10 protein-coding genes are annotated in these 14,252 nt (G+C 50.6%); 7 read left to right on the plus strand and 3 right to left on the minus strand.

Translation table 11 applies throughout. The features are described 5' to 3' along the window. The first annotated feature begins 317 nt into the window (after positions 1 to 317). From OGX97_RS00605 to OGX97_RS00625, 5 genes are all read left to right on the plus strand, one after another. Complete coding sequence (locus OGX97_RS00605) at positions 318 to 1,949, plus strand: sensor histidine kinase (protein WP_279851027.1); 1,632 nt, start codon at positions 318 to 320, stop codon at positions 1,947 to 1,949. Then, on the plus strand, positions 1,946 to 2,665 hold the full coding sequence (dcuR, locus tag OGX97_RS00610) for a two-component system response regulator DcuR (RefSeq protein ID WP_008786975.1): 720 nt from the start codon (positions 1,946 to 1,948) through the stop codon (positions 2,663 to 2,665). The genes OGX97_RS00605 and dcuR overlap by 4 nt, the downstream gene beginning before the upstream one ends. 717 nt (positions 2,666 to 3,382) lie before the next feature. Beyond that, positions 3,383 to 4,723 (plus strand): anaerobic C4-dicarboxylate transporter DcuB, encoded by a 1,341-nt coding sequence (dcuB, locus tag OGX97_RS00615; RefSeq protein ID WP_003031873.1) that lies wholly within the window; start codon positions 3,383 to 3,385, stop codon positions 4,721 to 4,723. Between the two features lie 96 nt (positions 4,724 to 4,819). After that, positions 4,820 to 6,466, plus strand: coding sequence for a class I fumarate hydratase FumA (gene fumA, locus OGX97_RS00620; protein ID WP_008786974.1), 1,647 nt, complete (start codon positions 4,820 to 4,822; stop codon positions 6,464 to 6,466). Between the two features lie 147 nt (positions 6,467 to 6,613). Continuing rightward, complete coding sequence (locus OGX97_RS00625; protein WP_279851026.1) at positions 6,614 to 7,237, plus strand: DUF2238 domain-containing protein; 624 nt, start codon at positions 6,614 to 6,616, stop codon at positions 7,235 to 7,237. 20 nt (positions 7,238 to 7,257) lie between these two features. Here the strand turns inward: OGX97_RS00625 and OGX97_RS00630 are convergent, their stop codons facing one another. The 3 genes from OGX97_RS00630 to melA all read right to left on the minus strand — a co-directional run bounded on the left by OGX97_RS00630 (position 7,258) and on the right by melA (position 10,393). Further along, entirely contained in the window at positions 7,258 to 7,512 is a 255-nt protein-coding gene (locus tag OGX97_RS00630; protein WP_032942140.1) for a SemiSWEET transporter, read from the minus strand. A 2-nt stretch (positions 7,513 to 7,514) separates the two neighbouring features. Then, on the minus strand, positions 7,515 to 8,945 hold the full coding sequence (gene melB / locus OGX97_RS00635) for a melibiose:sodium transporter MelB (RefSeq protein WP_279851025.1): 1,431 nt from the start codon (positions 8,943 to 8,945) through the stop codon (positions 7,515 to 7,517). A gap of 92 nt (positions 8,946 to 9,037) precedes the next feature. Further along, positions 9,038 to 10,393 carry an alpha-galactosidase gene (melA, locus tag OGX97_RS00640; protein WP_008786970.1) on the minus strand — a complete coding sequence of 452 codons (1,356 nt, stop codon included), beginning with the start codon at positions 10,391 to 10,393 and terminating at the stop codon, positions 9,038 to 9,040. 269 nt (positions 10,394 to 10,662) lie between these two features. Here melA and melR point away from each other — a divergent pair, with 269 nt between their 5' ends. Together melR and adiA are read left to right on the plus strand one after the other, a co-directional pair. Further along, the gene (gene melR / locus OGX97_RS00645; RefSeq protein ID WP_003826756.1) at positions 10,663 to 11,595 is read left to right on the plus strand and encodes a transcriptional regulator MelR; all 933 of its coding nucleotides are present in this window, start codon (positions 10,663 to 10,665) and stop codon (positions 11,593 to 11,595) included. Between the two features lie 237 nt (positions 11,596 to 11,832). Continuing rightward, on the plus strand, positions 11,833 to 14,094 hold the full coding sequence (gene adiA, locus OGX97_RS00650) for an arginine decarboxylase (protein ID WP_279851030.1): 2,262 nt from the start codon (positions 11,833 to 11,835) through the stop codon (positions 14,092 to 14,094). Positions 14,095 to 14,252 lie beyond the last annotated feature (158 nt).

Here is a 14,252-nt window from a genome sequence, read left to right on the forward strand (position 1 = left end):
TGGAGGCGCATTATAGGGAGTTTCCTGCGGCCCGCAACCCTTAAATGACAGAAAAATGACTGACTGCTGCATTCCACAGCAAAACCCCGCCTTATACCCATTTACGCACAGAGTTATCCACAATCGTAAGGAAATTATCTGTAAGCGTCCCTGAAAAGGGAGAGAATCGGTATGAAAACCTCTATATAGAAAGAAATTCACTCTACGCTATATAAAGAAGAAGGACTGACAACTTAAGCGCCATAATCCCTACCACCTTTGAATTACGCACCCCATCAGGCAATAATACCCGCACAAACCGTGATTTCAGGACCGTGATGAGATACTCCCTGCAACGTACTGCTATACGTAAACGCCCGATGAAGCTTGGCACCACCGTGATCCTCATGGTTAGTGCAGTACTCTTCTCCGTGCTGCTTGTCGTTCATCTGATTTATTTCTCGCAGATCAGCAACATGACGCGCGATGCATTAGCGAGTAAAGCGCTTGCGGTCGCGCGAACGCTAGCCAACTCTCCGGAGATCCGCCAGGGACTAATGAAAAAGCCCGAGGAAAGCGGCATTCAGGCGATTGCCCAGGCGGTGAATAAGAGCAACGACTTTTTGTTTATCGTCGTCACTGATATGCAAAGCATTCGTTACTCCCATCCCGAAGCGCAGCGAATCGGTCAGCCATTTAAAGGTGATGACATATTGCTGGCCCTGCAGGGTAAAGAGAATGTCGCCATTAATCGCGGATTCCTGGCTAAAGCTCTACGTGTATTTACTCCTATCTATGACGAACATCACCGGCAGATTGGCGTGGTGTCGATCGGCCTTGAGCTAAGCCGGGTGACTGAGCAGATCAATAACAGCCGCGGCAGCATCATCTGGTCAATCTTATTTGGCGTACTGGTTGGACTGCTCGGTACATGGGTATTTGTCAAAGTCCTCAAGCGCATTCTGTTTGGCCTGGAGCCTTATGAAATCTCCAATCTGTTCGAACAACGCCAGGCGATGCTGCACTCTATAAAGGAAGGTGTTATTGCCGTTGACGAATGCGGTGAAGTGACCCTGATTAACCAGGCTGCGCAGGAGCTGCTGGATTATCACAAATCACAAGATGATGCCCAGCTCTCCACACTCAGCCATGCGTGGTCACAGGTGGTCGATTTTTCACAGGTACTACATGACGGAACGCCACGCCGCGATGAAGAGATCATGGTGAAGGATCGGCTACTCTTAATTAACACGGTCCCGGTACTCAGCAACGGTAAAATCATCGGTGCCATTTCAACCTTCAGAGATAAGACTGAAGTCCGAAAACTAATGCAACGTCTGGATGGTATGGTCAACTATGCCGACGCACTTCGTGAACGATCCCACGAATTCATGAATAAATTGCACGTGATTCTGGGATTATTGCATCTGAAAAGTTATAAGCAGCTTGAAAATTACATCCTGAAGACCGCAAACAATTATCAGGAAGAAATTGGCTCACTGTTAGGAAAAATAAAATCACCGGTGATCGCAGGATTTTTACTCAGTAAGATTAATCGCACATCTGATTTAGGCCATAGTCTGGTCATTAGCAATGAAAGCCAGTTACCGGAAAATAGCAACGAAGATCAGGTGGCGGTGCTGATTACCGTTCTGGGGAATCTGATTGAAAACGCCCTGGAAGCGCTAGGTCAAGAACCTGGTGGTGAGATCAGCGTATCCTTGCATTATCGACACGGCTGGTTGCATTGCGAAGTGAATGACGATGGTCCGGGGATTGCCCCCGAAAACATTGAGCACATCTTTGAGAAGGGCGTTTCGTCAAGAGGAACCGAACGGGGCGTTGGTTTAGCGCTTGTTAAACAACAGGTTGAAAACGTTGGCGGTAATATTTCCGTCGAGTCTGAACCAGGGATCTTCACCCAATTTTTTGTACAGTTACCGTGGAATGGTGAGAGGGCCAGCAGATGATCAATGTCTTAATTGTCGATGACGATGCAATGGTAGCGGAATTAAACCGCCGTTATGTCGCGCAACTCTCCGGTTTTCACTGCTGCGGCACAGCCTCCACGCTGGAGAAAGCAAAAGAGATAATCTTTCATAGCGGTCATCATATCGATCTGATTTTGCTAGATATTTATATGCAAAAAGAAAACGGTCTGGACCTGCTACCGGTTCTGCACAGCGAAGGTTGCAAGTGTGATGTCATCGTCATCTCTTCCGCCGCTGATGCCACCACCATCAAAGATTCACTTCACTACGGTGTTGTTGACTACCTGATCAAACCTTTCCAGGCTTCCCGGTTTGAAGAGGCGCTCACCGGCTGGCTGCACAAGAAAAATGAGATGGACAAGCATCAGTATTATGAACAGTCTGAGCTTGACCAGCTGATTCACGGCAGCTCTTCCAATGAACAGGAAGCACGGCGCTTACCTAAAGGGTTAACGCCACAAACGTTACGCACGCTGTGTCAGTGGATTGATGAGCACCAGGATCAGGAGTTCTCCACGGATGAGCTGGCCAACGAGGTCAATATCTCGCGCGTCTCTTGCCGTAAATACCTTATCTGGCTCGTCAATTGTCACATCTTATTTACCAGCATCCATTATGGCGTGACCGGCAGACCTGTTTATCGTTATCGCGTGCAGGCTGAACACTACTCATTGCTTAAACAATATTGCCAATAAATACACTTGGGATTATTTGTTATTTGAAAGTAACAATTATTAAAATAATGAAAAATCCCAATTTCACCAGCTGGCACTGTAAAATTATAAATTTGCGTTAGATCAAATATATTTGTATCCGGCATGTTAAATGTATTATTTTAATATTGACAAACATCACACTGTTTTTAATTTCAAAATCGCTAACAAAAGTTAATTAAGTATTATCTAACTCGCAGAGTGTGTATTTTTACCCATAAAGGATTAGTCTGAAATTAACCAGACATACAAAATCTAGACTGGTAGCAATGGAGACCATGCTACGTACCATGGACACCGTACATTTTTGTGAGCAAATAAAAGTATCCCCACGCCAACTTCATCACATCATGAAATGGCGTGACCGTGATCACATAAATAACCCACTCACTCATTCTGTCGGTGGTTCATGTAATAGCGGAAAACGCAAAACAGATAAATTACAGCGTCAACCGCGGCTCTCCATGTTCAGCTCTGCTTCCCATCGCCTGAGGATTCTCTCCTCTGATCAAAGCCACAGAAAAAAACTAAATATCGCCATAACTTTAAAAAAACATTCTAGCAAGACATTTGAACATTAATCGCAAATACGGACATATCGAATACTGACCATTTTTTGATGCTTATTCTGGCAAAAAAGAATGTGGCACAGATCCATTTTTCAAAAAATTGACTGGGTTTTTCGCGAGGGTAAATAAAATGTTATTTAGTATACAACTTCTCATAATATTAATATGTTTGTTTTATGGTGCCAGAAAGGGCGGTATCGCGCTGGGTTTATTAGGCGGTATCGGCCTGGTCATTCTGGTTTTCGTTTTCCATCTCCAGCCGGGTAAACCACCTGTAGATGTCATGCTGGTTATTATTGCCGTGGTGGCCGCATCGGCAACCTTGCAAGCCTCCGGCGGCCTTGACGTTATGCTGCAAATCGCTGAAAAGCTGCTGCGCCGTAACCCAAAATACGTTTCCATCGTCGCACCTTTCGTTACCTGCACCCTGACGATTCTCTGCGGTACAGGGCACGTAGTATACACCATCCTGCCAATCATTTATGACGTTGCCATTAAGAACAATATTCGCCCGGAACGTCCGATGGCGGCGAGTTCTATCGGCGCGCAGATGGGGATTATCGCCAGCCCGGTTTCTGTAGCCGTGGTGTCACTGGTGGCAATGCTGGGTAACGTAACGTTTGAAGGCAAGCATCTCGAATTCCTCGACCTGCTCAGCATCACCATCCCGTCTACCCTGTTGGGTATCCTGGCGATCGGTATCTTCAGCTGGTTCCGTGGTAAGGATCTGGATAAAGATGAAGAGTTCCAGAAGTTCATTTCCGTACCTGAAAACCACAACTATGTGTATGGCGATACCGCCACGCTGTTAGACAAAAAGCTGCCGAAAAGCAACTGGCTGGCCATGTGGATCTTCCTGGCTGCTATCGCCGTTGTTGCCGTGCTTGGCGCGTTCTCTGAGCTGCGTCCTACCTTTAGCGGCAAACCGCTGTCAATGGTGCTGGTTATCCAGATGTTCATGCTGCTGACCGGTGCGCTGATTATTATCTTGACGAAGACCAATCCCGCTTCAATATCTAAAAACGAAGTCTTCCGTTCCGGTATGATCGCGATTGTGGCGGTGTACGGTATTGCCTGGATGGCCGAAACAATGTTCGGCGCGCACATGACAGAAATCGAAGGTGTGCTGGGCAATATGGTGAAAGAGTATCCGTGGGCCTATGCAATTGTTCTGCTGCTGGTATCCAAATTTGTAAACTCCCAGGCAGCGGCGCTGGCAGCGATTGTTCCGGTCGCGCTGGCAATCGGGGTTGATCCCGCGTACATCGTGGCTTCTGCTCCGGCATGTTACGGTTACTACATTCTGCCGACCTACCCGAGCGATCTGGCTGCTATCCAGTTTGACCGTTCCGGCACCACCCACATCGGCCGCTTCGTTATCAACCACAGCTTCATTCTGCCTGGCTTGATCGGCGTAAGCGTATCCTGTGTCTTTGGTTGGATCTTCGCCGCAATGTACGGTTTCCTGTAATCACAGTTCGCGTGCCGTCCACGTTGGTACGGCACGCCACCATGAAGACACAGAGAATTTTAAAATTCCTGAGAAAAATGAAAAGGCTGGAAGCAAATGTCAAAAGTTGAATTCACTTACCAGGCGGCTTTCCCACTGGGGGAAGACAAAACTGAGTACTACCTGCTGACATCCGATCACGTCAGCGTCGGCGAGTTTGAAGGCGAAACAATCCTGAAAGTAGCCCCTGAAGCACTTACGCTACTGGCCCAGCAAGCCTTCCACGATGCCTCCTTCATGCTCCGCCCAGAACACCAACAGCAAGTCGCCTCAATTCTCCATGATCCCGAAGCCAGCGAAAACGATAAGTACGTGGCGCTGCAGTTCCTGAGAAACTCCGAAATCGCCGCCAAAGGCGTGTTGCCAACCTGCCAGGACACCGGTACGGCAATCATCATGGGTAAAAAAGGTCAGCGTGTTTGGACCGGCGGCGGCGATGAAGCGGCGCTCTCCAAAGGCGTATTTAATACCTATATCGAAGATAACCTGCGCTACTCGCAAAACGCGGCGCTGGATATGTACAAAGAAGTAAATACCGGCACCAACCTGCCCGCACAGATCGATCTGTACAGCGTGGACGGTGACGAATACAAATTCCTGTGCGTGGCCAAAGGCGGCGGCTCAGCCAACAAAACCTATCTGTATCAGGAAACCAAAGCGCTGCTGACTCCCGGCAAACTGAAAAACTTCCTGGTTGAGAAAATGCGCACGCTGGGTACCGCAGCTTGCCCTCCGTATCACATCGCATTCGTTATTGGCGGTACGTCAGCGGAAAGCACCCTCAAGACGGTGAAGCTGGCCAGCACACACTACTATGACGCGCTGCCGACTGAAGGTAATGCTCACGGCCAGGCGTTCCGCGATCTGCAACTGGAACAAGAACTGCTGGAAGAAGCGCAGAAACTCGGCCTTGGTGCTCAGTTCGGCGGGAAATACTTCGCACATGATATCCGCGTGATCCGCCTGCCTCGCCACGGCGCGTCCTGCCCGGTTGGTATGGGTGTTTCTTGCTCCGCAGACCGTAACATTAAGGCCAAGATCAACCGCGAAGGGATCTGGATTGAAAAACTGGAACATAACCCAGGTCAGTACATTCCGGAATCTCTGCGCCAGGCGGGCGAAGGCGAAGTGGTTAAAGTTGACCTTAACCGCCCAATGAAAGAGATCCTCGCCCAGCTCTCTCAGTACCCGGTTTCTACTCGTCTGTCACTGAGCGGTACTATCATTGTTGGTCGTGACATTGCCCACGCGAAGTTAAAAGAACGTATTGAGTCCGGCGAAGGTCTGCCGCAGTACGTGAAAGATCATCCGATCTACTACGCAGGTCCGGCCAAAACGCCTGCAGGCTACCCGTCCGGTTCTTTAGGTCCAACCACCGCGGGTCGTATGGACTCCTACGTTGACCTGTTGCAGTCTCACGGCGGCAGCATGATCATGCTGGCAAAAGGTAACCGTAGCCAGCAGGTGACTGACGCCTGCCACAAACACGGCGGCTTCTACTTAGGCAGCATCGGTGGACCGGCAGCGGTACTGGCGCAGCAGAGCATTAAGCATCTGGAATGCGTGGAATACCCGGAGCTGGGTATGGAAGCTATCTGGAAAATCGAAGTAGAAGATTTCCCGGCTTTCATTCTGGTCGATGACAAAGGCAACGATTTCTTCCAGCAAATCGTCAGCAAACAATGCGCTAACTGCGCGAAGTAACCCATTCGGCCCGGCACTGGACTGGCACTAAATTTTTGGCGTCAGTCCAGCGATCCCCCCGGGCCAACTTTATCCCCCCATTTACTGGTATTGAATTTTTGCCGTTCACAGGGAATAGTGACCTTTTCCATTACGTGTGAATTCGCAATGCTCCGCACTCTGAACCCCACAATCTTGCGCACCGGCGCATTGATCCTGGCGCTGATTCTTATCTACACCGGTATCTCTGCCTCGGAGAAAATCACCTGGCTGATGGAAGTCACGCCAGTCATTATTGTCGTCCCGCTGTTGCTGGCTACCATGAAGCAGTACCCATTGACGCCGCTGCTTTATACGTTGATTTTCTTGCACGCCATCATTCTGATGGTAGGCGGGATGTATACCTACGCCAAAGTCCCCGTCGGTTTTCAGGTTCAGGAATGGCTGGATCTCAGTCGAAACCCCTATGACAAGCTGGGCCACTTCTTCCAGGGGCTGGTACCAGCCCTGACGGCAAGAGAGATTTTAGTGCGCGGCAATATTGTCCGTGGTCGTAAGATGCTGGCATTTTTGGTCTGCTGCGTAGCACTGGCGATTAGCGCAATGTATGAACTGATCGAATGGTGGGCTGCGCTGGCAATGGGACAAGGTGCGGATGACTTCCTTGGCACGCAGGGTGACCCGTGGGATACCCAGTCGGACATGTTCTGCGCCCTGCTCGGTGCGTTAACAACGGTCCTCGCACTGGCGGCCTGGCACAATCGGCAGTTGAAAACGGCCGGAGAGCGCTAACGCTTCTCCGGCAATCTACGCTACCTACTGCGGTACTTGATAACCAAAATCGGCAAGGCGAACAACAGTGTCAGAAAGTTCGCCATGCTGACGGCAGTATCTTCAATCAATAATCCGTAAATCAGCCACAAAACCAGCCCGCACACAAACATCACATACATCAAACCGGAGATGCCTTGCGTATTGCGGGTGGTAATAACCTTAATGGCTTGCGGCAAGAAAGAGAGCGTCGTCAGGCTGGCCGCCAAATATCCAATCAACGAATGCCATTCCATCGCTACGCCTTCACATCGCCTGGAGCCACTACCGCAATAGCCGGGATATCCGGTTGCTCATAGTGCTGCGGCACCTTGCGATACTTATCCAGTAAATGGATCTGGATCCTGCGCAGGGTGTCGCCATTCAGTCGATAAAAGCGGAAATACAGGACTAAGGTCACCACAAAAAAGAGTGCGGGTAGCGCTATCATAATAAACTGCATGCCAACGATGGTTTCGGCAGACTGCGCGACATTTGGCGCGTAATTAATCACTCCGAGTATCAACGCGATAAAGAAAGCGGCAAATGCTGACCCACCTTTTACCACCATTGTCTGCACCGAATAAGCGATACTTTCACAACGAATATTAAGTTTGTATTCGCCGTAATCAACGGTATCTGCCACCATAATGACCTGCAACACCCAGAAAAGCGCAGAACCAATATTCAGTAAAACACCCGCTATAACAATCAGTAAGATATTATGGAAATCTGCCAGCGCCATCACCAGTAGTACGCTACAGCTAAGCACCGGCAACACCGATGCCCCAGCCCACAAGATCCGTCGTGACAACGCGTTTACCAGCCGAGGAAAGAAAATCAGCGTCAACAGGTTTGCCGCACCTGCGTAAGACATGTAGTACGGGAAGAGACTTGCATCGCCAATGACGTAGGTAAAATAGTAAATGGCAAAGCCAGCAATGATATTGGATGCAATATTGTAAGCCAGTGCCATACCTAACAGGCAGGATAGCTGGTCATTTTTATAGATAAGCCCAACGATCGCTTTCAACCCAAGACGACTGCTGTCTGCCGTGGCCTCACTGCCTGACGAATAAACCTCATGCACATTCCGTAGCGTCACAACGGTGGAAACGATAAAGAACGCGATGAGAATTAGCGTAAACATCTGAAAACCAAAACCACGATCTGCTCCGCCAACATAGCTCACAAAAGGCAGCGTCACGCCTGCGGTAACAAACCCAGAAAGGCTGGCGAAGAAACGGGGGTACGGCACCAGTTGTTCACGCTCGCGTTTATCCAGCGTAATGGTTGGCACCAGTGACCAGAATGGAATATCCATAATGGTGTAGGTCATTCCCCATAATATATACGTCACGCAAACAAATACGACCTGCGCAGTACCCTCAAAAAGATGTGCGCTAAAAAGCAAAAACAGCACCAATGAGTTCGCCAGCGTACCGAGTAAAATCCAGGGTTTAAATTTCCCCCAGCGCGATCGGGTGGCGTTCACAATCCAGCCCATGATGGGATCGTTTACCGCATCCCAGATCCTTGCCGCCAGGAACAACGTTCCGACCAGCCCCACCGATAATCCCACTACGTCGGTGTAGTAATACATCAGGTACATGTACACAATACCGATGGCGAAATCCTTACCAAACGCTCCAAATCCATAACTGAGTTTTGTTGTCAGAGATATGCTCATAGGGTATCGGGTCGCTGTTACCAGCGCCCGCCTTCTGTAAGAGGAAACGTCAGAGGTTAAACGCCGGATACAATGCCCGGCGTGATTGTGTATTAACGGTGCAGCCAGGCCGGCAGCCAGTCGCCGTGAGACGCGATCAGGTCGTCCACCAGCGCATAAATCTCTTCAATCCCCAGTACCGCGGCGGTATGCGGATCCATCATCGCCGCGTGATAAACGCGATCGCGATTCTCCGTCAGGATGGCTTCCGTTAGCAGGGTCTGAACATTGATATTGGTTTGCATCATGGCCGCCAAATGTGACGGGAGAGTCCCGACTTTCGTTGGCTGAATACCATTTGCATCGACCAGACAAGCGACTTCAACGCAGCAGCCTTGCGGCAGGTTATCGATCAGATTGTCATTGCGAACGTTGCCATACACGACGCTCGGTTCACCGGTCCAGATAGCGTTCATGATAGTGCTGGCATATTCGCGCGACGGTTTAATGTCGATCCGCTCAGCCGTTTTGTACTCTTCCAGCTCTTTTTTCCAGTTCGCCAACTGTTCCACACAACGTTTCGGATATTCATCCAATGGCACCTTATAGCGCTCAATCAGATCTTCACGCCCCGGTTTGATAAACCACGGCGTATATTCGGCGAAGTGCTCCGACGATTCGGTGACGAAGTACCCCAGTTTTTTGAACATTTCATAACGCACAATGTTCTGGCAACGGGTATTACCGTGAATATTCGGTTTCGGCGCCTGACCGGATTCATAGGCCGCCAGCAGCTCCGGGTAGAGATTCACATAGGCACCGTCCGCCGTTTTGCGCTCCAGCTCCAGATAAAACGCCATATGGTTGATCCCGGCACTGCGATAGCGCAAAGAAGCAGGGTCGATGTTCAGATCGCGGGCCAACTCCTCCGCCGTCCCCTGCACCGAATGACACAACCCAACCTGCTTAATATGCGGATAGCGCGCATACATTGCCCAGGTGTTCATTGCCATCGGGTTAACGTAGTTAAGCATTGTGGCCTGCGGACAAACTTCGGTCATATCCTCACAAATCTGCCATAAATGCGGGATGGTACGCAGCGCGCGCATGATGCCGCCCGGCCCCAGCGTGTCGGCAATCGTCTGCTCCAGGCCATGGCGTTTACACACCGTAAAATCGGTGACGGTACAAGGTTCATAGCCGCCGATCTGGAAAGCGACCACCACAAAATCAGCATCCTGTAATGCTGCTTTTTGATCGGTATAGCAGGTGATTCGTCCAGACGCGCCCGCAGAATCCATCAACTTGCGCACAACAACGTGTGATTCTTCCAGACGCGTAGGATCGAGATCCATCAAGGCGATATGCGCAGATTTAAGCGCATCGCGGTGAAAGACGTCCCCAAGAATATTTTTGACGAAAATCGTGGAACCGGCGCCGATAAAGGTAATTTTGGGTGCAGACATCATGACTCTCCAGAACATTAGTGAACACAGTCATGGTGGCACAGCGCATAGATGAAAACCTCCGACTTCCCTGCTGAGCATTCCCATAAACTCAGATCATCACTCTGCGCCCTATTGGATCTGAGTTTATGGGACAAAATCACCCAAAAAGCAGAGTATGCGGCCGCAAAATGTCGCTATGCTCAATGGTAACGGTCCAATTTGTGTCCTGATTCTCAGCCTTAATACGTGTTAAATGACATGATTCTGATAATTCAGGAAATGGAGCAACCATGAGTACATTACCGACATCGCCTCTCCCTCCCGATCCGCACATGTGCAGTAGCGATGAAGAACAAACCCGCAGCCCGCTATCGCTGTACTCAGAATATCAACGGATGGATATCGAGTTGCGCTCACCGCATGCTATGCCTGCCAGCCACTGGCATGGGCAGGTGGAGATCAATGTCCCGTTTGATGGTGACGTCGAGTACCTTATCAACAACGAAGTCGTGCAGATAAAACAGGGACACATCACGCTATTCTGGGCCTGTACACCGCATCAGCTCACGCGTCCGGGCAGTTGCCAAAGTATGGCTATCTTCAATTTACCGATGCACCTTTTCCTCTCCTGGCCGCTGGATCGCGAGCTGATCAACCATGTTACCCATGGAATGGTCATCAAATCGCTGGCGTCGCAGCAGTTGAGCACCTTTGAGGTTCAGCGCTGGCAACAGGAACTGAGCAACCCGAACGAACAAATTCGCCAGCTCGCCATTGATGAAATTGGTCTGATGCTCAAACGGTTTAGCCTTTCCGGTTGGCAGCCTATCCTGGTCAATAAAACCTCGCGGACCCACAAAAACAGCGTGTCGAGGCACGCCCAGTTTTACGTCAGCCAAATGCTGAGCTTTATTGCCGACAACTATGATCAGGCGCTCACCATCAACGACGTCGCGGAACACGTGAAGCTCAACGCCAACTACGCGATGGGGATTTTCCAACGCGTAATGCAACTCACCCTGAAGCAGTACATCACGGCAATGCGGATCAATCACGTCCGCGCATTGCTTAGCGATACCGATAAAACCATTCTCGACGTTGCGTTGACCGCCGGATTCCGATCCAGCAGCCGTTTTTATGACACCTTCAGCAAGTTTGTCGGCATGTCGCCGCAGCAGTACCGCAAACTAAGCCAGCAGCATCGGCAAACAATCGCTGGTTGATATCATTCGGCAATATCAGTATCAGCCAAAAAAATATTCCCCCTGTCGATAAACGGCGGTGAAAAACCGCCAACAAGCAAACATAACCCACTGTTTAAAAACAAATTAAACACAAATCAGACTATTTTTTACCCGCTTTACAGCCCATTTTGACAGGATAATACTTGCCTGCGTCACATTCATACGGTGTGTCTGCAATTCATAGATTGCAACCTTTCCACAACCGGGTAAAAGATGATGAAAGTATTAATTGTTGAAAGTGAGTTTCTGCATCAGGACACCTGGGTCGGTAGCGCTGTCGAACGTCTGGCTGACGCATTAAGCCGCCAAAATGTTACCGTCATTAAGTCCACCTCATTCGACGATGGTTACGCAATCCTCGCCGCCAATGAAGCCATTGATTGCCTGATGTTCAGCTATCAAATGGAACAACAAGACGAGCACCTGAACGTCAGGCAATTGATCGGCAAGCTCCACGAGCGCCAGCAAAACGTACCTGTTTTCCTGCTGGGCGATCGCGAAAAAGCCACCGCATCGCTGGATCGCGACCTGCTGGAGCTTGTCGATGAATTCGCCTGGATTCTGGAAGATACCGCAGACTTTATCGCCGGTCGCGCCGTTGCGGCGATGACCCGCTACCGCCAACAACTTCTGCCACCGCTGTTCAGCGCACTGATGAAGTACGGCGACATCCATGAATACTCCTGGGCAGCACCGGGGCACCAGGGCGGCGTCGGATTCACCAAAACGCCAGCCGGTCGTTTCTACCATGATTACTATGGTGAAAACTTATTCCGTAGTGACATGGGTATTGAACGTGCATCGCTCGGCTCGCTGCTGGATCATACCGGCGCGTTTGGCGAGAGCGAAAAATATGCCGCCCGCGTGTTTGGCGCTGATCGCTCCTGGTCCGTGGTGGTCGGGACTTCCGGCTCTAACCGCACCATCATGCAGGCTTGTATGACCGACAACGACGTCGTGGTGCTGGATCGTAACTGCCATAAATCCATCGAGCAGGGGCTTATCCTCACCGGGGCAAAACCGGTGTACATGGTGCCAAGCCGCAACCGGTACGGCATTATCGGGCCTATCTACCCGCAGGAAATGCAGCCTGAAACATTGCAGAAAAAGATCAGCGAAAGCCCGCTGACCAAAGGTAAAGCCGGGCAAAAACCGTCTTACAGCGTTGTGACCAACTGTACCTACGACGGTGTTTGCTACAACGCCAAAGAGGCCCAGGACCTGCTCGCGCAAACCAGCGATCGCATCCACTTCGATGAGGCCTGGTACGGCTATGCTCGCTTCAACCCAATTTACGCCGATCACTACGCCATGCGTGGCGCGCCGGGCGATCATAACGGTCCTACCGTTTTTGCCACCCACTCGACCCACAAACTGCTGAATGCGCTTTCTCAGGCATCTTACATTCACGTTCGTGAAGGTCGTGGGGCCGTGAACTTTTCCCGCTTTAACCAGGCGTACATGATGCACGCCACTACCTCTCCGCTGTATGCCATCTGCGCCTCAAACGACGTGGCGGTCTCCATGATGGACGGTAACAGCGGCCTGTCGCTCACCCAGGAAGTGATCGACGAAGCGGTCGATTTCCGTCAGGCCATGGCACGGTTGTACAAAGAATTCACCGCCGAAGGCGACTGGTTCTTCAAACCGTGGAACAAAGAGATTGTGACCGATCCGCAGACCGGCAAAACCTATGACTTTGCCGATGCGCCAACCCAACTCCTGACCACCGACCAGAACTGCTGGGTAATGCGCCCGGGTGAATCCTGGCACGGATTTAAAGACCTGCCGGATAACTGGAGCATGCTGGACCCGATCAAAGTCAGCATTCTGGCTCCGGGGATGGGCGACGATGGTGAACTGGAAGAGAACGGCGTACCGGCTGCACTGGTCACCGCCTGGCTTGGCCGTCACGGCATCGTGCCGACCCGTACCACCGATTTCCAGATTATGTTCCTGTTCTCCATGGGGATTACCCGCGGGAAATGGGGCACACTGATCAACACGTTGTGCTCTTTCAAACACCATTACGATGCCAATACCCCGCTGGCACTGGTGATGCCAGAACTGGTTGAGGAACATCCAGACACTTACGCCAACATGGGCATTCACGATCTGGGCGACACCATGTTCGCCTGGCTGAAAGAGAACAACCCTGGCGCACGTCTTAACGCGGCCTACTCCGGCCTGCCTGTTGCTGAAATCACCCCGCGTGAAGCCTATAACGCGATAGTCAGCGATAACGTTGAGATGGTGGCCATTGAAAATCTGCCGGGTCGTATAGCCGCGAATTCCGTTATTCCTTACCCACCAGGAATTCCGATGCTGCTGTCCGGGGAAAACTTTGGCGACGCCAATAGCCCGCAGATTAGTTATCTACGTTCGTTGCAGTCCTGGGACCACCACTTCCCTGGATTTGAACATGAAACCGAAGGAACGGAAATTATTGACGGTGTGTACCACGTTATGTGCGTGTAAGCATAATGTCGTTTTATAGATAGTCCGATGTTTAAGGTAGACATGTCATGCTTGAGTAATTCCTGAGTATTGCTGCAAAACAATAACATTGTCATACCTTTTTGCGCGGGACCACCCCGCGCTTTTTTTATTCGCAAATAGCGCCTTTCCACTTGCGT

Origin of the sequence: Citrobacter sp. Cpo061 (assembly GCF_030332845.1) — a bacterium.
Classification (GTDB): Bacteria; Pseudomonadota; Gammaproteobacteria; order Enterobacterales; family Enterobacteriaceae; genus Citrobacter; species Citrobacter portucalensis.